Annotated in this window: 21 protein-coding genes and 1 riboswitch; of the genes, 6 read left to right on the forward strand and 15 right to left on the reverse strand. The window is 47.2% G+C overall.

Features of this window, described 5'->3' with window-relative positions; genetic code table 11:
* Window positions 1-134: 134 nt before the first annotated feature.
* Window positions 135-241: riboswitch (TPP riboswitch) on the reverse strand.
* A 33-nt stretch (window positions 242-274) separates the two neighbouring features.
* The 4 genes from ACESLK_RS09390 to ACESLK_RS09405 all read right to left on the reverse strand — a co-directional run bounded on the left by ACESLK_RS09390 (window position 275) and on the right by ACESLK_RS09405 (window position 4,245).
* On the reverse strand, window positions 275-898 hold the full coding sequence (locus ACESLK_RS09390; protein ID WP_373229093.1) for a YcnI family copper-binding membrane protein: 624 nt from the start codon (window positions 896-898) through the stop codon (window positions 275-277).
* 125 nt (window positions 899-1,023) lie between these two features.
* Window positions 1,024-1,701, reverse strand: a complete 678-nt coding sequence (locus ACESLK_RS09395) for a response regulator (RefSeq protein WP_373229095.1) — start codon at window positions 1,699-1,701, stop codon at window positions 1,024-1,026.
* The gene (locus ACESLK_RS09400) at window positions 1,698-2,552 is read right to left on the reverse strand and encodes a sensor histidine kinase (protein ID WP_373229096.1); all 855 of its coding nucleotides are present in this window, start codon (window positions 2,550-2,552) and stop codon (window positions 1,698-1,700) included. Before ACESLK_RS09400 ends, ACESLK_RS09395 begins: the two co-directional genes overlap by 4 nt.
* Before the next feature lie 16 nt (window positions 2,553-2,568).
* Window positions 2,569-4,245, reverse strand: a complete 1,677-nt coding sequence (locus ACESLK_RS09405) for a copper resistance CopC/CopD family protein (RefSeq protein ID WP_373229098.1) — start codon at window positions 4,243-4,245, stop codon at window positions 2,569-2,571.
* A 156-nt stretch (window positions 4,246-4,401) separates the two neighbouring features.
* Between ACESLK_RS09405 and ACESLK_RS09410 the strand changes: the two genes are divergently transcribed.
* The 4 genes from ACESLK_RS09410 to ACESLK_RS09425 all read left to right on the forward strand — a co-directional run bounded on the left by ACESLK_RS09410 (window position 4,402) and on the right by ACESLK_RS09425 (window position 9,187).
* Window positions 4,402-6,627, forward strand: a complete 2,226-nt coding sequence (locus tag ACESLK_RS09410) for a ribonucleoside-diphosphate reductase subunit alpha (RefSeq protein WP_373229100.1) — start codon at window positions 4,402-4,404, stop codon at window positions 6,625-6,627.
* 325 nt (window positions 6,628-6,952) lie between these two features.
* Window positions 6,953-7,996: a ribonucleotide-diphosphate reductase subunit beta gene (locus ACESLK_RS09415; protein ID WP_373229102.1), complete on the forward strand. Its 1,044-nt coding sequence runs from the start codon at window positions 6,953-6,955 to the stop codon at window positions 7,994-7,996.
* A 185-nt stretch (window positions 7,997-8,181) separates the two neighbouring features.
* Complete coding sequence (locus tag ACESLK_RS09420) at window positions 8,182-8,664, forward strand: hypothetical protein (RefSeq protein ID WP_373229103.1); 483 nt, start codon at window positions 8,182-8,184, stop codon at window positions 8,662-8,664.
* Window positions 8,665-8,737: 73 nt separating this feature from the next.
* Window positions 8,738-9,187, forward strand: coding sequence for a hypothetical protein (locus ACESLK_RS09425; RefSeq protein ID WP_373229104.1), 450 nt, complete (start codon window positions 8,738-8,740; stop codon window positions 9,185-9,187).
* Between the two features lie 54 nt (window positions 9,188-9,241).
* On the opposite strand, the gene ACESLK_RS09430 is transcribed toward ACESLK_RS09425, so the two are convergent.
* The 3 genes from ACESLK_RS09430 to pxpB all read right to left on the reverse strand — a co-directional run bounded on the left by ACESLK_RS09430 (window position 9,242) and on the right by pxpB (window position 13,975).
* Entirely contained in the window at window positions 9,242-11,365 is a 2,124-nt protein-coding gene (locus ACESLK_RS09430) for a putative bifunctional diguanylate cyclase/phosphodiesterase (protein ID WP_373229105.1), read from the reverse strand.
* 133 nt (window positions 11,366-11,498) lie between these two features.
* The gene (locus tag ACESLK_RS09435; protein WP_373229107.1) at window positions 11,499-12,221 is read right to left on the reverse strand and encodes a LamB/YcsF family protein; all 723 of its coding nucleotides are present in this window, start codon (window positions 12,219-12,221) and stop codon (window positions 11,499-11,501) included.
* Window positions 12,218-13,975: a 5-oxoprolinase subunit PxpB gene (gene pxpB, locus ACESLK_RS09440; protein ID WP_373229108.1), complete on the reverse strand. Its 1,758-nt coding sequence runs from the start codon at window positions 13,973-13,975 to the stop codon at window positions 12,218-12,220. Before pxpB ends, ACESLK_RS09435 begins: the two co-directional genes overlap by 4 nt.
* Window positions 13,976-14,064: 89 nt before the next feature.
* Between pxpB and ACESLK_RS09445 the strand changes: the two genes are divergently transcribed.
* Both ACESLK_RS09445 and ACESLK_RS09450 read left to right on the forward strand, forming a co-directional pair.
* Window positions 14,065-14,382, forward strand: a complete 318-nt coding sequence (locus ACESLK_RS09445) for a hypothetical protein (RefSeq protein ID WP_373229109.1) — start codon at window positions 14,065-14,067, stop codon at window positions 14,380-14,382.
* A 39-nt stretch (window positions 14,383-14,421) separates the two neighbouring features.
* Window positions 14,422-16,878, forward strand: a complete 2,457-nt coding sequence (locus tag ACESLK_RS09450; RefSeq protein WP_373229111.1) for an MMPL family transporter — start codon at window positions 14,422-14,424, stop codon at window positions 16,876-16,878.
* A 16-nt stretch (window positions 16,879-16,894) separates the two neighbouring features.
* Here ACESLK_RS09450 and ACESLK_RS09455 read toward each other — a convergent pair whose 3' ends face one another.
* The 8 genes from ACESLK_RS09455 to ACESLK_RS09490 all read right to left on the reverse strand — a co-directional run bounded on the left by ACESLK_RS09455 (window position 16,895) and on the right by ACESLK_RS09490 (window position 22,614).
* The gene (locus ACESLK_RS09455; protein WP_373229113.1) at window positions 16,895-17,266 is read right to left on the reverse strand and encodes a hypothetical protein; all 372 of its coding nucleotides are present in this window, start codon (window positions 17,264-17,266) and stop codon (window positions 16,895-16,897) included.
* Window positions 17,208-17,486 (reverse strand): hypothetical protein, encoded by a 279-nt coding sequence (locus tag ACESLK_RS09460; protein ID WP_373229114.1) that lies wholly within the window; start codon window positions 17,484-17,486, stop codon window positions 17,208-17,210. Before ACESLK_RS09460 ends, ACESLK_RS09455 begins: the two co-directional genes overlap by 59 nt.
* 117 nt (window positions 17,487-17,603) lie before the next feature.
* Complete coding sequence (locus tag ACESLK_RS09465; RefSeq protein ID WP_373229115.1) at window positions 17,604-18,578, reverse strand: aldolase catalytic domain-containing protein; 975 nt, start codon at window positions 18,576-18,578, stop codon at window positions 17,604-17,606.
* 102 nt (window positions 18,579-18,680) lie between these two features.
* Window positions 18,681-18,977 carry a HesB/YadR/YfhF family protein gene (locus ACESLK_RS09470; RefSeq protein WP_373229116.1) on the reverse strand — a complete coding sequence of 99 codons (297 nt, stop codon included), beginning with the start codon at window positions 18,975-18,977 and terminating at the stop codon, window positions 18,681-18,683.
* Between the two features lie 28 nt (window positions 18,978-19,005).
* Complete coding sequence (locus ACESLK_RS09475) at window positions 19,006-19,983, reverse strand: aldo/keto reductase (protein ID WP_373229118.1); 978 nt, start codon at window positions 19,981-19,983, stop codon at window positions 19,006-19,008.
* A 196-nt stretch (window positions 19,984-20,179) separates the two neighbouring features.
* A complete protein-coding gene (locus tag ACESLK_RS09480) occupies window positions 20,180-20,548 on the reverse strand; it encodes a hypothetical protein (RefSeq protein WP_373229120.1) in 369 nt (122 codons plus the stop codon).
* A 162-nt stretch (window positions 20,549-20,710) separates the two neighbouring features.
* A complete protein-coding gene (gene glpK / locus ACESLK_RS09485; protein WP_373229122.1) occupies window positions 20,711-22,210 on the reverse strand; it encodes a glycerol kinase GlpK in 1,500 nt (499 codons plus the stop codon).
* A gap of 158 nt (window positions 22,211-22,368) precedes the next feature.
* On the reverse strand, window positions 22,369-22,614 hold the full coding sequence (locus ACESLK_RS09490) for an HPr family phosphocarrier protein (protein WP_373229124.1): 246 nt from the start codon (window positions 22,612-22,614) through the stop codon (window positions 22,369-22,371).
* Window position 22,615 lies beyond the last annotated feature (1 nt).

A 22,615-nucleotide genomic window follows, 5' to 3' on the forward strand; every position in this document is an offset into this window, starting at 1 on the left:
AGAAAGCCGCCCCGGCGGGAGCGGCTGAAATGTGTCAAGTTCGTATGCGATGGATAAGGAAGGATATTACAATCCTCTCAACCAACCAAACGGCTCCCCAATACGAGTGCCAAGGCAGCTACCGCACAAGTCTGACGTACATTTGCCCACTTTCCTACGCTGGCATAACCCAGATCAGGTTCAGAGGGACCAAGGCGAACTCGCCTTATCTCAGCCCTTGCGGGCGCCCCTAGTGGAATATCTAAATAAACTGTATAGAGTTTCGTAAATTGTGTCAAGCTCGGCGACGAAACAGAGCGATGAACAGTGCCGAGGCTCCCGCTGCCAAGCCGGCTATGGCAAGGCACAGCGTCAGCGTATCGCGGCCTCCATCTTCATGATCTTCGCCAGCTGTTGCTGCATCCGCAGCACCATGACTGTCACCATGTCCATCGCCAGTCGCTGCAGTAACCGCAGTCACCGAGGCCGGTTTATCCGCATCTGCAGCGCCCGTCCATTCCACGATTTCGCCATCCGCGTAAGTTTGGTAAGCTTTCCACACCAATTCTTTGGCATCTTCTGCCACTTTGCCCTGCATACGGAATTCACCGAATTCCGTTGCTCCAAGTCCCGCTCCGGAAGCTTTCCAAGTAACGGCCGTCAGCTTGCCGTCGGCATTCTTCTCGATCTCATAAGTCCATTCCGGCTTCGGCTCGAAGCGCTTAATATCCACACCGTCAGGAATAGCGACTTTAACTTGCGTTGTCGCGGTTTCTTTCTCTGTTGGAACACGAACCGTAAACACCTGATAAGATCCTGCTGGCACTTCTTTAGGCTGCACAGTGACGTGCGCGCTAGCTAAGCTAGCAAATCCGAGCGTTAGAAACGTCACAAGAACAATCATAAACCTTTTTTTCATGGGGGTTATTCCGACCTTTCTTTTCCATAGGTTGATTATATCCCCCAGTATAGCCTGTTCGATGTCCTCGCACATGACTCGAAAGAGTTATATCCCTGTTACACTTTGTGACGGTTTGAAGGCAATCATTCCGGCTCTACCATCCCGCGCTCATACGCATACCGAGTTAATTGAACACGATTGTCCAGATGCAGCTTCTGCAAAATGTTTTTCATGTGGTTTTTCACCGTATGCTCAGATAACCCTAAAGAAACAGCCACCTCGCGGTTGGTTTGGCCTCTGGCAACCTCCTGCAGGATTTCCTTCTCCCTAGGAGTTACCCCTCCTTCGCTAATTGGCTCCATTTCCCTTAATCGTTCGGGGTTATCCGTCTTACGGTTGGCAAACTCACGCAAAATAGATAAGGCGATCTCCGGGTTTAGCGGAGCCTCGTCAAGCGCTACTGCCCGTAAGTAATCCCGCCAGGCGGATGGATTCAAGTTTTTGAGAAGATAGCCTTGAGCACCTTTTTTCAGCGCTTCGAACAAATGCGATGCATCATCGGATACGGTGACCATGATGATTTTTACTGAAGGGTATGCGCTCTTGATTACCTTCACCGCTTCCAACCCACCCATTCCCGGCATGTTAATGTCCATTAGAATGAGGTCTGGATGCAGCTTCTCCATCAAGCCCAGAGCTTCCTCACCGCTAGTCGCTTCCCCTACGACAAGAAATTCAGGAATAGCAGACACGATAGTCCGCATTCCTTCCCTCGCATGCTTATGATCATCTGCTAACAGAATTCGTATCGGCTCGCTCATCCCAGTCTGCCCCCTGCCTTCAACCATTCCACGACCGTCCGATCCCCTCGCCGCTCCACGTTAAGGGTCCAGCCCATCCTGTTTGCGCGGTCACGTACCATGCGAAGCCCGAAACGTCCCGGTGCCTGCCAAGGATCTAAGGCGAAACCAGTCCCATTATCCTCCACCGCACAGCGGAAACCATTTTCTCCGTCTGTTTGACCAACCACGAATACCTTGGAAGCTTTGGCATGCTTGCGGACATTCATCAGCGCTTCGCGCATACAAGCGTGCAGCTCCACCTTTTCCTTATCCGTTAAGCTGCTATCGGGTATGGTCCAAGTAAACTCGGCTTCCGCCTCTGTCGCATTGGCTGTTTCACCGAGCAGCTCCCTCAGCGGCACCACCCATGCCGCAGTTTCCGGAGAAAGCGGCAACCGCAGATTAGCAATCGCTTGACGAACATCCTCGTGCATGACCCGTACGGTTTCTCTCAGCCTCACTCCCCATTCACGCACCGGTCCCTCGGAAGCCATTCCGTCCAGTTGGTCCAGCTTAACCGCGAGCAGGAATAGAGATTGGGCAATACCATCATGAAGCTCCCTAGCTAACCGTTCTCTTTCCTCCAGCGCTGCGTTTGCCGACTTCTCCTGCTGCAAAGCCCGTTGGGATTGCTCTAAGCGTGAGAATAAGCCTCTCACCAATGTCAACGTGACAGCCAATACGATAAACGGAGCTAAGAGATTTCCAAGCTCCATTGAGAAGTAGGGCAGCAAGAAGGCATGCCGCACATATTCCCACAGCCCGATCGTTAAGGTCGGAATGAGCAAAATCATCCATTTGATCCGCCGGTCTTTCCTTTGATTCTCCAAGCCTCTGGCCTCCCTTCTAATAAATCCGCGTGGTCGTTTCCACAACCCGTTCATTATCTAAGGAATCCGTCACTCGAATTTGGAGCTTCCATTGCCCGGCGAAAGGTAGAAACGGCCCTTTGGCCCCGTAGGTAGATTTCGCGAAGTCCGGAAAGCCATCGAGCTCCTGATCCTCGGAGGCAATTAGCGGCACATCGATAAATCCCATGCCCTCTCGATCCAGCGGCAATAGCCGGAGCTGAACCTTTTTCGGGACACCCTTGTTTATCGCATCGGGCAGCCATATTTTTAAAGTGAATTGATTTTCCCCTGGCGAATTAGGTGTCACCCGCAGTGTAACATGCATTTCTGTTCCCATCTTGTGAAAATTAATCGGTTCATTAGCAGGCAAAGGGCTCTGATAAGTCAAAACCCCAACCGTGACCACGATAGCTGCCAGTAATCCCACATCAATCCTCAAAAGGTTTCCATGTGGAAGATTGCCTTTCCTTAACCGCAGTCGGATCAAAAATGCTGTTGCCGCGACCAGCAGGGACAATGCCGCTTTGGCAATAAGCCATTTCCCCCAAGAGGTATACAGGAGGTAGTCTAGCGTTGGAAGATACTCCAAGGTCGCCAGCACTCCCGTGACCCATAGAACGAGAAATGAGATAAGAGCCCACTTCGAGAAAAGCAAGGCGAACCTCCCAGCCTCCGGACGTTCTTTAAGCCATATGGCGAGGAGGAGTACCAAGCCGGCACTCCATAGAGAAGCCGCCGCTAGATGCAGCCAATCCAAAGCTATCGAATACGCGATCGGATCAAGCGCTGCGGCATGACCCGACCACGCCTCCACAGATAGCGCTATTGCCGCCCATAATAGCCTTATAATCAAGCCCAGCTTAGGCAAGACAACAGCGATCAGCGCGAGCAGCAGCATCGCTATATATAGCTTGCCAATTGTTGTGCTCGATAATATTCTTCCCCACTCAGAAAGCGGCTCTCCCTGGCCCAAATCCTGTAAGCTGAAGAATACATAAGCCAGCGTGGCAATAAGCGCGAACTTCCCTGCAAGCCCAAGGCATTGAACGTGCACCTCTTGGATAAGCGTTGACGCTTGGCGCTTCTGCAATAGACTCCAAAAGGCAAGGCCCGCGACCGCAAGAAGGCCCGCATAATACATAATCCTTGAGGTATAGAGAAGGAAGGATTGAGAGGACAGCCCCCCCGCCCCATGATTCGAATGGCCAACCTGCTGATGCGGATCTAATTCGCTCGCACCTGTAATCGGAGCGGGATTACCAACCGTGAAAATGTAAGCACCCGAAATCGGATGGCCGTCCGCAGAAATGACAGAATAAGAAACGGTATAATGTCCTTCTCCCAGCTTCGGCAACTTGACCGTCAAACCCTTGCCTTCATTGGTGCTCTTTGGTTCATCCTTCGCGACGTTTCGCGATAACTCGTTTAAGACAAGTAGCTTAGCCCCTCCGCTGTCTAATCTCTCGTTAAATACAATATCAACCGATTGCGGACTAATGTCCAACCGGGCATTCGCTGATGGCGTTGTTTGCTCCAGAACGGCATGAGCTTCAGCTTGTCCTAACATACTAAATAGGGAGATACCCGCTATCATTAAAACGGTTGCTGCGCGAAAAAAAATTAAATAAAATTTAGGTTGCAAATAACGATGAATCCTAGCGGATAATGTCATAAAAACGCCCTCCTGCTTCCTCTTTCAGCCAATTGCTTCACGATCGGGACTCTGGAACCAGACCCTGATCTCCCCTTGACACACGCTACATATTGTTATAACTTCATCATACGGAAACAATATCTTGTGTTATCCATGGATGGAGGATGTATACGGTTGAACATAATTAAGCGTAATGGTCAAGTGGAAGAGCTTATTTTCTCTAAAATGAAAAAGGTAATAGATTTCGCTTGTGTAGGGTATCCGCAATGCGATTCCCTAGAGCTGGAAACGGCGCTCTTGCCTCATTTCCGCAACAATATCGCAACGAAAGAAATCCAATCCACGCTCATCCGCGTCGCAGTCGAGAAGACAACCGCAGAAGAGCCGGACTGGCAGTTCGTTGCAGCTAAGCTGCATGTCTACGATTTATACAAGGAAGCAGCTGTCCATCGGAAATATGGATACTTCGGATACGGCGACTTCTACTCCTTGATTACCTACTTAACAGACAAAGGCCTTTACGGTAAATACATACTCGAGCATTACACCCGCGAGGAAATTCGCGAGCTGGGTAACTCCATCGTACCTGAACGGGATTACCTCTTCAACTATATCGGAATAAAGACTTTATCGGATCGTTATATTATTCGCGGTTTACAAGGAGAAACGCTGGAGCTTCCGCAGGAATTGTTCATGGGAGTGGCTATGCACCTAGCCATGAAAGAGAAGGATAAGATGTTCTGGGCTCGCAAGTTCTACGATGCGCTCAGCACTCTGCGAATGACTGTGGCCACACCAACGTTAGCTAACGCGCGCAAGCCATTTCACCAGTTATCCAGCTGCTTCATTGACACTGTTCCCGACAATTTGTGGGGCATATACAATACGGACATGAATTTCGCGCAAGTATCCAAGTTCGGCGGCGGCATGGGAATCTATGTCGGCAAGGTTAGATCCCGCGGTTCTGCCATTCGTGGATATAAAGGCGCTGCAGGCGGAGTCATTCCTTGGATCAAGAACTACAATAATACTGCAATTGCCGTCGACCAGCTCGGAGTGCGCTCGGGTGCCGTCGCCGTTTACTTAGATGTATGGCATAAGGATATTTTCGACTTCCTTAACTTAAAAACAAACAACGGGGACGACCGCATGAAAGCACATGATATTTTCCCCGGCGTCTGCATACCTGATTTGTTCATGAAAACCGTTCAAGAACGCGGTACCTGGCATCTGTTCGATCCTCATGAGATCCGTACGACGATGGGCTACTCTATCGAAGATTCATACGGTGAGGAATTCGAGCGCCGTTACGAGGAATGCGTTAATAATACCAATCTATCCAGAGATGAAGTGCCGGCTATTGATATCATGAAGAAGCTTCTTGCAAGCAGCTTCGAGACAGGAACTCCTTTCGTGTTCTACCGCGATACCGTTAATCGGGCCAATCCGAACAAACACAAAGGTACAATCTATTGCTCTAACCTCTGTACGGAAATTTGCCAGAACATGAGTGCAGCCGAGCTGATCTCGGTAACCTCAGACGATGGCATTATTACCTCTCAGGTAAAAGCGGGGGATTTTGTCGTATGCAACCTTTCTTCTATTAACCTGGGCCGCAACCTGACTAAAGAAGAAATCGCTGATACGGTAGCCGTACAAATGCGGATGATGGATAACGTTATTGACCTTAATCATTATCCTACCGCTCAAGCGAAAATCACGAACACTAAATACCGCGCCGTCGGACTCGGTTCCAGCGGATATCACCAATGGTTAGCGCATAATAGAATTGCTTGGGAAACCGATGAGCATCTTAAAGCAGCAGACGAGCTGTATGAATGGATTAACTATTGCGCAATCAAAGCCAGCATGGAATTGGCTGCAGAGAAAGGCTCCTACTCGCAATTCGAAGGCAGCGAATGGCAGACTGGCGAATATTTCTCCCGCCGGGATTATACGAGCTCTGAATGGAAAGAGCTTCAAGCCGATGTGGCTTCCAAAGGCCTTCGCAATGCCTGGTTGTTCGCGATCGCTCCAACGGGTTCAACTTCCCTGATCAGCGGATCCACAGCGGGTATCGATCCGATCTTCGCCAAATTCTGGGTTGAAGAGAAGAAGAATGCGGTTATACCGCAAACGGCACCCAATCTGACACCTGAGAATATGTGGTTCTACAAGGAAGCTCATCACATCGACCAATTATGGAGCATTCGTGCAGCTGGTGTTCGTCAACGCCATATCGACCAATCGCAATCGTTTAACCTATACGTCACACCAACTATCAGCGCCAAAGAATTCCTCGATCTCTATATGGCCGCATGGGAAAACGGACTCAAAACCGTCTACTACTGCCGTAATAAAAGCTTAGAAGTCGAAGACTGCGTAAGCTGCTCAGCTTAATCTTTATCTCTAATATAAAATAGCGAGTAGAACCGTTGTTTTGAAGGTTTGATCTGGCCATAGGGTTTGATCATGCTGGAGTGGGTTTGGCCATGCGGGAGCGTGAGATTAAACAGCTCCGAAAAGGGCCAGTGAAGAGAATCGTTTCTCCTGGAGAGTCTACGTGCCGCCTTAGAACACCACTTGTTTCCTTGTAGAGGAATCAGAACAAGTGGTGTTCTACAGCGGCCGGAAGGAGAAATGATTATCGTAACGGTCTTACTCCCACAACGGTCTTATTCTCACACGGTCTTACTCACAAAGCTCTTACTAGGAGGAAAACAAAATGGATGAACAATTAACAAGGAAAAAACTGTTTAACGAGCACGGTGAACAGGACTGGGGAAAACGCCGAATCATCGGAGGAAACACAACCAACCTGATCGAGCTCAATAACGTCAAATACGAATGGGCTACCAAGATGTACCGTACGATGATGAACAACTTCTGGATTCCCGAGGAGATTCCACTCGCTCAAGACGCGAAGGATTATAAGCTGCTATCGGAATCGGAACGCAAAAGCTACGACCGCATCATCAGCTTCCTGATCTTCCTCGATTCCTTGCAAACGGCTAACCTGCCGAACGTTAACGAGTACGTTACCGCGCCAGAGGTCAACCTGTGCCTGACAGTTCAGACGTTCCAGGAAGCTGTTCACAGCCAAAGCTACAGCTACATTCTAGACAGTGTTTGCTCCGCTGAAGCGCGTGACGAAATATACAACCTATGGCGTAATGACGAAAGACTGCTTGCCCGTAACCGGTTTATTACCGACCTATACGAGAATTTCATTGCAGATTCTTCCCATAAGAATCTTCTTAAGACAATTATGGCGAACTACATTCTCGAAGGCATCTATTTCTACAGCGGGTTCAGCTTCTTCTATGCGCTCGGCCGCCAAGGCAAGATGCTCGGCACTGTATCCGAGATCAAGTACATTCAAAGGGATGAACTCACTCACTTGGCGTTATTCCAGAACATTTTCCGCGAAATCCGTAAAGAAAATCCAGAGCTATTCACACCGGAGCTCATCGAGGAGCTGCGTCAAATGATGAAAACAGCCGTCGAAACGGAAATATCGTGGGGCCAGTCCATCACCAACAATGAAATTCCCGGACTTTCAACGGAAATTATCGATAGCTACATCAAATACTTATCCAATGAACGCTTGAAGATGCTTAATCTTGATATCCTCTATCCAGAAATCACCGAGCATCCGATGCGTTGGGTGGAAAGCTTCAGCAACATGAACAGTATGAAAACAGACTTTTTCGAGCAGAAAGTCACGAATTATAGCAAATCGTCCAACCTTAACTGGGGCGACCTTTAAAACAATGAGTTGTTAATGAATAAAATCTCCATGACCTCGATTACCTTCGAGACCATGGAGATTTTTCAATTAAGGCGATTATTTCTTCAAGTTTTATCGAGTTATGGTGGTATAGAATCTAATCAGGTGTACAAGATAATTGAGGTGTTCAGAACAACCCCAATCTTAAAGGAGGAATCACGCTCGTGACCGAAATCAAAAAAAGTGTTATTACAGCTATTGATAATGATCAATTAGCCGATCAAATTGCGAAAAATGTGAAAATGGAAGTTGCCGAGGAGCTACACCCGCTAGAGAACCAACTAAGTCAAATGCAGCAACTTTTTTCCAAAGTACAATCTAGTCAGCAAGCTGCTTCATCCACTGCCACTTCAGGAGCTGCTCAGAACCAACAACAACAGGTTGGAGAGCTTGTGAAACAAATGAACCAATTTAGCACTCAAATCCAAAATCAACAGAAACAAACCATGCAACAACTTCAGCAATCCATTCAACAAGCAACTCAAACTTTGACACAAGCTTCACAGGGACTTCAATCTTTCCAAATGCTTAACCAAATGCAACAGCTAGTTCAACAATCTCAACAGCAAGCAAACCAAATGAGTCAACAGGCCCAGCAACAAGCAAAACAAAATAGTCAACAATCAAATAATAATCCGATTCAATAAATGGTGGAGGGGTTCTTTCTATAGGCCCCTCCTCTGACTTTCCTATTAACACCTAAGAAAGGAATTCAGGCCAATGCTATGGGGAATAATTATAACCATCACGATCATCGGATTATTATTCTGGTGGGGATTATCCCGCGCAGTGCAAATATTCCGTTCATATGTAAAAAAGCCTATCCATTACGTACTAAAGCCTACCCCTAATGTAATAAAGCCTTCCCCTAGGGAATTCATAATTGAGTTTAGCGAGGAAGTATCTTCCATCAATTCAGATGCCGTTACTGAAAATTCTTTACCAGAGCCAGAGCCAGAGCCGGAAATTTCTTTTCAACAGTATTTAGATGAAATTAAACAAACAGAAATGCAATACCAAGAAGAAATATTAAACAGTTTATCAAATAATCTCTCTCATGCAAGCACTGAATTGGCAAATATCCAAATACAAATGCAAGATCTGCAAATATTATGTGCTATCCTTGATGACTTTCAACAAATTGAACTTTCCTATCAACAAATTGAATAGAGTAGGACCGTCAGGGATATTGCCTCCCGTGACGGTCCTGTTCGTGCTTTGTACTCAAGATGATATTCCCTCGAGCTTTCGTTTGCCCTTATCTAATTCGAATAAATCCATGAACTTCTCCGGTGGGACCGGACGCGAAAAGAAGTAACCTTGTGCCTCCTGACATTTCTGCTCCTTCAGGAAAGCGACCTGTCCAGCGCTCTCGACTCCTTCAGCCGTAACTTTCAAATTCAGATTATGCGCCATCGCGGAAATTCCGGATACGATGGCCGCATCATTACGATCTGTAAGCACATCATTCACGAAGGAACGGTCGATCTTCAGCTTGTCGATCGGAAATCTCTTCAAATAATAAAGGGAGCTATAACCCGTTCCGAAATCATCGATACTTATCCTTACACCAAGCTTTTTGAGCCGTTCCAGCATTTCCGTGGCGAAGGTGACGTCGGCCATTATGCTTTCGGTAATCTCAAGCTCCAGCCATTGCGGCTCCAGCTCTGTTTCTTCAAGCACTCTGGAAATACGCTCGCATAGATCGTGTTGACGAAATTGGCGAATCGATAGATTCACGGACATCACAATCGGCGGGTAACCTTTATCCTGCCAAATCTTCATTTGCCAGCACGCGTTGCGTAGAACCCATTCTCCTAACTGCAGAATGAAGCCATTCTCTTCGCATAACGGAATGAATTCCGAAGGTGGAATTTCACCTTTTTGTGGATGGCTCCATCTTAACAAGGCTTCAGCTCCCACCAGATACTCATGCTGCAAATCAACGAGCGGCTGATAGGCGAGGTGGAATTGGCCAAGCTCTAGAGCGATACGCAGATCATTTTCTAACAGCAGCTTTTCTTTTGCTTTCAAGTTCATCGGTATGGCATATCTCTTCCAGCTGTTCCGAGTTCCCTTGGCGCTGTACATTGCTATATCCGCATTCTGCAGCAAGAGATCAACCGATATCCCGTCATCCGGAAATATTGCCATTCCAACACTGCTTGTAATGTGGAAGGAGGAGGGTCCGATTTTAAACGGCTGCTCGAATAAGTCAACTAACTTTTGTGCAGCTGCTTCGGCTTCTTTCTCTTCGTTAATTATTCTCATGAGAACTGTGAATTCGTCCCCGCCCATGCGGAAGACATTCTCAGGCTTATCACTAAACCTGCTTAACCGCTCGGCTACGGCAACTAATAATCGATCTCCGAAAGCATGACCCATCGAGTCACTAATCGTTTTAAATCGGTCTAAATCCAGCCATAATAACGCGAATCGGTTTCTTTCATGCTGCGAACGCCCCATCTCTGCGCTTACCCGCTCAGTGAACAACCTTCGGTTAGGCAACCCGGTCAATTCATCGTGATAGGCTAAGTAATTAATTCGCGCAAGCGTTTCCTTATGTCGTTTGTATGGTTCTTCAATCAGAACGAAGTATATTCCCTTCAAAAGAAAATAGTAACCTATGAGTTTTAGGCATTCTCCGAAAAGCCCTTCCAGTGATCCTGTCCCTGAACCAAAGGATTCCTCGACCTTGGCCAGAAACAGCCAGATCAATGCTTGCACAATTGTCAGGATGGACTCCGGTCTCTCTGCCCTGTTACGTAATAGAATGTTGCAAATTCCCGCTGCATAGAGGAGTAAAGTTGATACTTGCTGGTAAGGGGCTATCCAGTCAATTGTCGCTTGGTTCCAATGAACTTGCTGGAAGACAAGCAATGAAATAATTGTAACGGCAATAATAACGGGAATAATCGCATATAGACGGGCTCTTGGATTTACAGTTGACTTCTGAAGAGTGAACACGATGAGCAAACCAAGCGCTCCAACTAGCTGAGAAATCCAATTTAGCACTATACTAGGTGTTTCACCGATCGAGGGATCATATAACGGCATTCCCGGCACACTTATCGCATGTAATAAATTCAACAATCCAACTCCAGCGAACAAGGCCGAGATCACTAAGCGTTGCCTGCACAGAGTCGGAACAAAAATCATCCAGCCCAGAATTAAAATGGCGAAGCAAATCGCGAATGCGGTAACTTCTAATACGACATGAGCGGCTTGCAGGTTTATATGAATAAGGACTTGTTCATAAAATTGATTTCCCCATTGTATGAGGCTAAAAACAGTTACGGCAGCTACAACCATCCATATGGTTTTGATCTCAGCTCGACTAATCGACATTCCACTGCCTCCGACAAATTACCTGCTCTTGTTAGAATAACCTAATCTACAACTCTATATTTTCCACATTCATCCTCGGTTTCCTGCTATTCCGCCAATTTTTCGACAATTTTTCGACAAAATACGATTTTTTTCATCCCTGTGTTTGAATGTTTACTCCTGCTAATTGTAAGCTCTGAAGAATTCGCTTAGCGTGTTCTTGTGCTTTTTGTGTATCACCGTGTAAACAGAGTGTTTGGATTTTTCCCCCTAGTGCTAGAGAAACTGCCTGATGAGCGATAGCTTCCGTTTCCTCTAGAACAGCTCCCGGTAAATGCCTAGGCGCTAAGCTTCCATCCGGCATATAAGCTCTGTCTGCAAATCCTTCTGATATAAAACGAATCCCCTTGTTATTAGCCGCTAAGTGCAGTTGGCTTCCTGACAGCCCGTAAAGCAACAAATCAGGCTCAAATTGATGAATTGACTTTACGATAGCCTGTGCCATTTCCGCTTGCTTGGATGCCATATGATACAGTGCGCCATGCAGCTTAATATGGTGAAGCTTCACTCCTGCAGCTTTGACAAACGAATGTAATGCTCCTATCTGATAGAGGACGAAATCACCTGCTTCTTCAGGTGTTACCGCAAGCTCCCGACGTCCGAAGCCAAGACGGTCCGGCAAACCAGGATGAGCGCCCATCGCCACTCCTTCCTTCAGACAGCCCTCAACGGTTTTGCGCATGATATGAGGATCTCCCGCATGAAACCCGCATGCAATATTCGCAGATGTAATGTATTTCAACAAGTACTCATCTGCTCCGCATTCATAAGCCCCGAAGCCTTCACCTATATCTGCATTCAAATCGATGGTTGTCATCGTAACACTCCCTCTGCATGTATTTCCCTAGCATGTGCCAGTTGGATACCTGCTCTTAATACAGCAAGCTTTCGATCCCGGTCCAACAGCGCTTGATGGGCGGTCCAGCTATCGGTAAGTTCGAAGCTAACCCAATCGCCCGGGACTGCAAGCGCTAGCAGCGGCATATCCGCACTGATAACATGAGCGATCTTGGGGTAACCTCCGGTAGGCTGGCAGCCTGCACATAGAATGATCGGCTGACCATTCGGCGGAACTTGTATCGTACCGGGTGTTACGCCATGGGACTCCAATTCTTCGTCGTTAACTATTCTCATTAATATAGTCCCGGCTAGCCTAAGCCCCATTCGGTCAGAGGATACCTCCAAGCGGTACTTATCCTTGAATAGGCTTTTCTGTGAGTCGCTTATGAACGTATCCCACTCAGCACCTAACAAAACTCTAACTTTAATGTCACGAGGGGACTTCGCAGCTTCTGCATTCCAACTCACAGAGCTCCATACGGCATGACTTGCTAGTGCTTTCCTATGGAGAGTCTCCTGTAACTCACTTGTTCGCAATGCAGGCGTTAAGCACATAATCCTATCTCCTTCTATAAGCGCTCTTCCGGTTCCTCCACCTATTCGAGCCCTAGGATCCGTACTCCGGCTGCCGAGCATGTATGGCACATCAATTCCGCCAGCAACAGCCATATAACAACGGCTGCCGGAGATCGCACGCCCGAAAGACAATAATGTTCCCGCTTGCAGCCAAACCGGCCTGTTCATAGGTAATCTCTTGCCATTAAGCGATGCCTCAAGATCGGCTCCGCACAAAGCAATCAGTAAATTCGCTTCTACACTATAACTTCCTCCCAATAGAGTGAACTCTAGAACTGCGGAATCCTCATCATTACCGATCAGAAGATTGGCCTTACGCATCGAGCCTTCATCCATCGCCCCTCCGGCTGATACTCCAAACGCCTGCCACCCCTTGCGTCCAAGATCTTGGATTGTCGTCAATAGTCCAGGCTTAAGGACCGATAGAGATGCTGTCGCAGTGTCGCTAAATTTCACTTTTGCCGGAATATTAGCTGCTCCATCATGAAATATACAATCTTCGAATTTCTCAATAGGTACGAATTTGACAACATCTCCAGGCCCGAGCAGGAATGGATCAACCTCCTCTGGCCGAAAAAGCGGCTTAGCCGTTCTTCCTATAATCTGCCATCCTCCCGGAGAATCGATCGGATATACGCCTGTCTGATTCCCCGCAATTCCTACTGAACCGGCAGGCACCTTCAAGCGAGGGCTAGCACGGCGCGGCTGTGCCAATGAATTATCCATGCCGCTCAAGTAGGGAAATCCAGGCGCGAAGCCGATCAACGCGACTTGATAAATGAGCTCTGCATGTCTCTCTATAAATTGTTGCTCACTTAAGCCGCTTCTCAAGGCGCTCTCTGTCAGATCAGGTCCATATTCGCCTCCATAAACAACCGGCAGTTCCACTTGTCGAGGGATTGATGATTGTTCATTGGCGATTCCATCTAATATATTTAGAAGCATTTGCGCTGCTAGCCGAGGAATATAAGTATGGTCCCGCAAATGAAAAGTCAATGTGCGGTAAGCCGGCACTACCTCCTGGAGCCAAGGCAAATCATGACTCCCAATAGCTTGAGCTTTAGCTGCCAGATCGAGAATGGATGTAGATTCTCTCCACTTAAATGTAAATGCACGATCACCGAGCGGCAGAAAAGTAACCTCGTCTCTGTCCATTCAACTGCCCCTTTCAAAAACAACCATTTGCAACCCTTTCGGATAAAACGTTACAATTATAATATCGGCAAGGAAGGAATGGTTCAAAAGTGGAAACATACGACTTGGCGGATCTCGCCATTATCCAAGGCTCACACATTCGTTCGTTAAGCTTCACACGTGCCAAGCTCATGATCGTATCCGATCACGGAACTCGTCTCTGGTTTATCGATATCGAAGGAATGTCTGACGAAGAACTATTAAAGCAGTTTGCGGAATCCCATGAAATCGGGGTAGAGGTAAAAACGACGACAATCGGGGGACGTCAGCTGGCAGGTAAAGGATTCTTCCATCCTAACCCCCAGCATCTCGCCGCCGCGATCCGCGGAGATGGACAATTGGAAGGTTATAGGCAATCCAACGGATAAGCCATATGATTGTTAAATGAAAGAAGCTGAGGGTACATCATGGAAAAATGGGTTTCTTGGATATCTAAGCTTAGATATGCCATATTAGCAGCTTGGATTGTCATGGCTTCCCTCTCCCTCTTCGTATTACCTGATCTTCATACGATCGTTCGCAACACCGAACAGAAGTTTCTGCCCGCACATGCAGAATCCATTCGAGCAACAAAGCTATTACAGCAAATCAACCCCTCCGCTCGTTCGCTTTCCAATGCAGTTCTAGTCCTTTCGCGTAAGGAGGGGCTGATGGAGAGCGATAAAAATTGGATGCAGCATCTTCTATCGCAAATCGAGACTCGCAAAGCTGAGCTGGGAATTACAAGCATTTTATCCTCCCAATCACAGCCGGAGTTGTCTGAAAGGTTGCATAGTAAAGACGGCTCCACTCTCTTAGCCATTGTCAGCTTACCTGAGGCTGATTTCGAGGACAGTACGCAAAATACATTAATTAAGCTCAAGGAGCTGCTCGAAGCTGCACCCGAAGGGACATTAGCCACACTTACGGGGAGTGCGCCACTTGCTCAAGATTTCCAACAGACTTCACAGGATGGTTTACATAGGACTGAGCTATTGACCATTGGCATTGTACTCATCATCTTGCTGCTTGTGTTCCGCTCTCCAATCACACCGATTATTCCTTTGCTTACAATAGGATTGAGCCTTCTGATCTCACGCGGTTTAATCGCTGTTGCTGCTGCCATCGGAATGCCGGTATCCCATTTTACGGAGTCATTCCTTATAGCCGTACTTTTCGGTGCGGGCACTGACTACTGCATCCTTATGATACAGCGTTATCGGGAAGAGCTAGCTTCGGCTGCAGATAAGAACCGAGTCACAGCATTGTCCCGAATGATGGCTGGCGTGTGGAAAACATTGATCTATTCCGCCAGTACCGTGTTCACCGCTTTTTTTCTCATTGGTTTCGCTCATTTCGGCTTATATCGTTCTGCTGTTGGCGTAGCCATCGGCATGCTCGTAACTGTCGCAGCGAGTATGACGCTCGCCCCGGCAATGCTTTTGGTATTCGGCAAAGCGATATTCTGGCCGCTTCGTCAGAGCAGCGGCAACGGATATGGGGAATCCAAACTTTGGGGAGCAATGGCAAAGCTAACCGCGAAGCGCCCAGGTATCGTCTTATTAGCCGCTATTCTTTTTCTCTCCCCGCTGACATTGCTTTACCAAGGCCAACGATCCTTCGACGACATTTCAGATATTCATGAATCGGCTTCATCTATCGTCGGCTTTCGTCAGGTAGAAAGAGCCTTTGGCACCGGTGAATTATTCCCGGTTACGTTAGCCGTTACCTCAAAGCAATCAATGCGGACACGATCCGGTCTTGCCGCACTCGAGCAAGCAAGCTCAGAGCTTACACGAGCAGACGGTGTTCGCGAGGTACGCAGCGCCGTTCGTCCGCTTGGCCGCAAGCCGGAGGAGTTAACCATTCCCGATCAGCTTGATAAGCCCAATGCCGGATCAATTATCCACACCATCATGAATCAACAGCAGGCGCTTGTCAGGGGTCTCGAAGCCTTAGCCCTTTCTGCACCCTCCCTCAGCCAAGGATTAATAGGTATATGGCCGGCACTCCGACAATTCGAAGCTGGTTTTAGCCAACTGATCGCCTCTCAGCTAGAGAAATTGAAGCGGCCATCGGATTCGGAGGAAACTTCCGAAATACCGCAAGCAAACAAACCTAAAGATGAAGACAATAAAACTACGGAACAAGCGCTCAACTACTATATTTCTCCAGACGGCATGACAACTAAGTTTGAGGTTATTCTTGATGTAAATCCCTACTCCACCGCTGCTATGAATATGATTGAGCCTCTAACGGAGAAGCTTCGTGAAAGCTTAAATTCGACTGCTCTTGCCGCTCCTGAAGTGTTTACAACCGGAGTTTCCGCGAAATACAATGAGCTTCGAGCCATCTCATTTCGAGATTTTGTCAGCACGGGATTACTTGTTCTCGTTGGCATTTCCATTGTTCTTATGCTATTGCTTCGTTCTATTGCAGCACCCTTATACATACTGCTGTCACTCGGCTTCAATTACTTGATAACAATGGGATTAACAGAGTTTCTGTTCGTGAAGGTACTGGGGTATGAGGGACTTTCCTGGACGGTATCCTTCTTTATTTTCCTTATTATTGTGGCACTTGGAGTGGATTACAGCATTTTCTTAATGGCTAGGTTCAAGGAGGAACATAGACCCGGGGGAACCGCCTCCGCCATGACGAAGGCAATGAGAACAACGGGAGGTGTTATTGCTTCGGCCGCTGTGATAATGGCAGGAACCTTCGGAGCGCTAAGCTTCTCGGGCATGGATACACTCGTACAAATTGGGGTAGGCACACTCATTGGGTTACTTCTATATGCAACACTTTTCATGGCATTGATCATACCTGCGTTTTCTTTCTTATTAGGAGAAGCCAATTGGCGGTCTTTTCGAAGAAGAAAATAAAGTAAAGTAAGCGAGCTTAAATAACGGTATCTATCGTTATTCTTCCTTCTAGAAAGCGTATAAAGGCTTCCAGCTCTAATTGCTGGAGCTGTTCAAGAAGGGCACGAACTTCATCATCGCCGATTCGATTTTCTTGAATGGCTACAGCATTGATGAACAGATAGGGATTCCAGCTCCCTTGCATAGCGATTTGGTCAAACACATCCTTTAGAGGACCATGCGGGAGGGATTGCTCCTGAATGAAGCTCGCTGCTCTTAACTGCAAACTATGGAAAGCTGGATGATCACCCGCACGATGAAACCAATATTTCGCGTTGTCAAAGTCACCCTCACGTCGGTGCATAATTCCATGCAGCGCCGAGCCCGTAGACGTCTCCAAATAGCTCATGGGCAGCGTCCAGGCTGTCATTCCATAGATGCAGAGCTGCCTTCCATGCTTGCGCGGATTGTACGCCATCAGGTCTTCCATCCGCAAGCAGTATCTCTGAGAAGGATGCGATCTCTTCATCAAGGCTAGGATGCCATACGTGATTAGGTGTTAATGGCGATAAGCTATTACGATTCATTAGCTGCTCTATCAAGGTTGGCTGAACTTTTTCATTACTCATTAACGTTCTCTCCCCATGTACCTTCATTTGAAAAAACAATAGCCCTAAGTAAGAGCTTTGTCTAAAAAAGGAGCAAGCCTCAAGTCAAACGACTTGGCAGCGTGCTCCTTTTTTAGCCTATTCCTTCTTGCCGAGAAATATTTCTGGAGTCGTCATCTTATCATAGAACTCCGTGAATTGGTCACGCTTCTCTGAAGCGCGCCAACCCATAGCAGACCGTGGATGCTCGTCCAATGTACCCGTGACCATGTCGGGAATAAGGTAGCCCCATTCTTCCTTCTCTCGCAGCTTAATCATATGCTTCTCAATCATACCAAGAACTGGACGCAAGCTATATTCCGGACGGGTAAGCTTAGCAAGCAACAGTTCAGTCGGCGTATTTCCAGCAGCTCGGCCCATCCCGTATACCGAAGCATCAAGGAATTCTACGCCCAATTGCGCTGCAGTTAAAGTGTTTGCGAAAGCGAGCTGCAGGTTATTATGCGTGTGGACACCCAGACGTTTGTTCTTCAGGGCACGGCGGAATTTCTCCACCAAAAATCTCATGTCATCAGGATCCAAGCTTCCGAAGGAATCGACGATATATACAACGTCGATTGGACTCTGTTTGATCATCGCCAGTGCTTCATTCAGCTCGTTATCCATTACACCGGACAATGCCATGATATTGATCGTAGTCTCATAACCGCGGTCGTGAAATAAAGTCGCCAGCTCGATCGCTTTGGCTGTATCACGCGCATAACAGGCCACTCGAATCAAATCGAGCATGGAATCGCTTCGAAGCAGCACATCTGCCTCGTCTACCCGGCCAACATCAACTAACGCGGACAGCTTAGTTTTTTTCTTTTCTTTAATTACCGTACGAAGGAAATCGTCGTCAAGGAATCTCCATGGTCCTTCATTGCCTTCACTCTTCAGCAACTTAGAAGAATTCTTGTAGCCAATCTCCATGTATTCGACACCTGCTGCATTTAACGATTCATACAAATCCTGTACGAACTCCACGCTAAAATCCCAATTGTTGACGAGTCCACCGTCGCGTATCGTACAATCCACGATTTTACAATGATTAGTCTTACTGTGTACCGTCATGATTGTTAAAGCTCCTTTTCTGCGGTTGCAATGTCTTTAATCCGAAGATAATGATTTCTAGTTTACATCAAACTTGGTTTCATTACTACCACCAAGAGTTGATCATTCAAATTGAAATACAATAATCTCACCTTGATAATCGATTTTCAGGCTCTTACCTTCCATGAACCAAACGTCCTTTCGCTCCATAAAGAAGGTAACTCGATCCAAAACAGTCGTCACAGCAGCATCAAGCGGCGAGTCTCTGGTAATACCGAATGCGAATGGCACTTCTCCCCCACTAACATAACGGACAAAGATACGGATCACTTCACCATCGACGAAGCCCCATTCCCCTTTAAAACATGATAGCGCGGAAGGCGTTATGACTAGCTCCACTTCCATCACCTCTAATTTCATTTTGGGTACTAGTCTATTATATATTTGATTATGGCATTACGCGACCACGAGATGTCACATATAGATCATACCATTCCTCGCGGGTTAAGATTACTTTGTCCGCATCGCGGCAAGCAAGAATACGCTGTGGATTTACTGTCCCGATGATCGGCTGAATGTGAGCGGGATGACGCATTAAGAACGCGAGCACGATCGCTTCTTGAGTAACATTCTTCTCTTCAGCCATGCGAGCAACCAGGGAAGCCGTCATTTGTACGGCAGGCGCTTCTTTTGTGAGATCCTTGCCGCTGTACAACCCGCGGGCAAGAGGGCTCCAAGCCTGTAATTGAACGTTCTCCAGGCGACAATATTCAATTGTTCCTTCAGGGAAAGAGGAAAGCTTACCATCCTCCTGATTCACATGAACAGTTGAATCCAGCCAATCCGTTCTCAGCAAGCTTAGCTCCAACTGATTAGCGACAAGCGGCTCATCCAGATAAGCCTGGAGAAGCCTCATTTGACCCTCGCTCATATTAGAGACGCCAAAGCTCCCAACTTTGCCTGATTCCTTCAGTAGTTGGAAAGCCTCCGCCACCTCTTCCGGCTCGACCAATGGATCGGGACGGTGCAAGAGAAGAATCTCAATTTTCTCTACCCCTAATCGAGTTAAAATTTCGTCCACGCTAGATAAAATATGCTCCTTCGAGAAATCGAATCTTGTCCTCGGAAGCTTCTCATCCGGGAATCGTATGCCGCATTTGGATTGAAGGAGGATTGAGCCCCGAACCTCAGGGCGTTCCTTCAATACTTGTCCGAAAATTTGCTCCGCTTTTCCCATTGTATATATATTCGCATGATCGAACATATTAATGCCAATTGCTAAGGCTGCATCTACCGCTTGATGCGCTTGTTTAAGATTTTCCTCTGTTAGGGGATCCCGATTCCAACCGCCGCCCAGCCCCATACATCCGAGTACCAGCTGGCTTGCCGTAAATCCGCGTTTATTCAAAGGTAACTTTTTGCTCATTCAATAGCGCCTCCTAGTATGGTGAATCAGGTACACTCCTTTATTATATCTAACCCGCAGGAGCTGCAAAAGAAGTATACTTCACTGTACTAAGTAAACTATGCTCTCCAACGCTTGCGATTCCATATCCGGTTATAAGAAAAGGCGCCCTACGAGGGGCGCCACTTACGTTAAACGTTGGAATTTCAAATATATCTCAGACCGGAAAGCTAAACCGATTTGTATAGGATGGATATGCGGCCGAATTGTATACCTTTTTAACTTCGTTATTTTGAACGAGTGTTAATTTGCCAGAAAGCTCATTAAACCATTGTTCATCCCAAGTCGATAATGCGATATCGATTAGGCTCTCTAATTCTACAGCCGTATCGAAAGTCATTTCCGGCAGCTTTTTCATATCGTTCTTACGCACAACAACAGGATTTCCCACCAAATCTTCGTTATCCGATCTAACAACAAAGATCCTTGCGATAGCCTGCACCTGATTGATCGTCTCAATAAAGCCATGGATCAACTCGCCGTTGTCCCCTCTTGCCTGTACCCAGTCGCTTATTTCGAATTTCATCTTCCTACACCTCCATCAAGAGATCGTATAACACCACAAACTGTAACAACATTCATTACATTTTGGTTAAAAAAACAGACGCTTCGCGGTAAATAAACGGCTAGTCGTCTTAATGTTGTACTGTAATATTATATGTTACAGTTGGAATTGTCAAGCTTCGATTTATTTCTCCGTAAAAGCCATTGCAGCACGCACCGCTCGTTGCCAACCATTGTAGAGAGACTTGCTTTTTTCCGTCGGCATAGCAGGGACGAAACACTTATCAACCCGCCAATTCTCTTTGATCTCTTCTCTGTCCTTCCAGTATCCAATCGCCAAACCTGCCAGATAAGCCGCACCAAGCACTGTAGTCTCAATAACAACCGGTCTTTCCACAGGGACACCTAGGATATCGCTCTGGAATTGCATCAACAGACCGTTCGTGACCGCCCCTCCGTCAACGCGAAGCGTTTGCAGAATAATACCTGAATCCTCTTCCATCGCATTTAACACATCCTTGGTCTGATAAGCCAAGGATTCAAGCACCGCCCGAATAAAATGCTCCTTGCTTGTGCCTCTCGTCAATCCGAAAACAGCACCGCGCATATCGCTGTTCCAGTAAGGCGTGCCCAGTCCCACAAAAGCAGGCACCACATAGACGCCATCAGTAGACTCTACCTTCTCGGCGTAATTTTCACTGTCCGCTGTCTTCTTGATCATCCTCATACCGTCACGCAGCCATTGGATTGCTGAACCGGCAACAAAGACGCTTCCCTCAAGCCCATATTCCACCCGCTCCTTCGAGCCGCAAGTAATGGTGGTCAGAAGTCCGTGCTTCGAGGGAATGGCTTCTTCTCCTGTGTTCATTAGCATGAAACAGCCAGTACCATAGGTGTTCTTGACAGAGCCTCGTTCAAAGCAGGCTTGACCAAATAAGGCTGCCTGTTGGTCACCTGCGGCGCCGGCAATAGGAATGCTTTGACCAAAAAAGTGGTGTTCGACTGTGTGTCCGTATACTTCCGATGATGAACGTACCTCGGGCAGCATTGTCATCGGGATGTTTAGGATCCGGAGCAGCTCATCATCCCATTTCAGCTCATGGATATTGAACATCAAGGTTCTGGAAGCGTTCGTATAATCCGTTACATGCACCCGACCACCTGTTAGTTTCCAGATCAACCAAGTATCGATCGTTCCGAACAGCAACTCTCCTTGTTCTGCTCTCAGCCGTGCACCCTCTACTTGATCTAGCAGCCATTGTACCTTCGTTCCCGAAAAATAGGCATCAATTAACAAGCCCGTTTTCTGCTGAAAGGCTTCAGAGTGCCCCTCACTCTTGAGCGCTTCGCATATATCAACGGTTTGCCTGGATTGCCAAACGATCGCGTTATAAATGGGGATACCCGTATGACGATCCCATACAACTGCGGTTTCCCGTTGATTCGTAATCCCTATGGCAGCAATCTGATCGGGCCTAATGTCTTTCGAGGACAATGCCGAGGCCATCACTCCGAGAACGGAAAGCCATATTTCCGATGCATCATGCTCAACCCAGCCCGGGTTAGGATAATATTGCTTAATTTCCTGCTGCGCAGAGGAGACAATCTCGCCTTGTTTATTGAACACAACCGCCCGGGAACTCGTCGTTCCCTGGTCAATGGATAGAATATAAGTTTGGGACATACGTCATACATACCTCCTATTTGCTTTAATATTTCCATGTTTATCCTCAAAAAAATCCACATCAAATTGCTTTCCTCGCGGATAGCAACTCATGTGGATCTCCAATTCTCCGTCACATTATTAACTTGTGATATTTATAACATGTCATGAAAGCGATGTCAATCAATCATTGTCACCTGAAGGCCATGCTTTTTGAAAATTTCCTTCATCGTTACCTCCGCATAAGCCTCATCAGGTCCATGGATTTCAAGACGATATTCATAATCTTTAGCTAATGTAACCGTTAATCCCAGAATGCTTTTCACGTCGATGCATTTATTACCCACATGAAGCACGATACTGGATTTGAATAAGTTGGCGTTCCGGTTAATCTCAACGATCGCTCTTATTTCAATTCCGCCCATG

Source organism: Cohnella sp. (genome assembly GCF_041640265.1).
Classification (GTDB): domain Bacteria; phylum Bacillota; class Bacilli; order Paenibacillales; family Paenibacillaceae; genus Cohnella.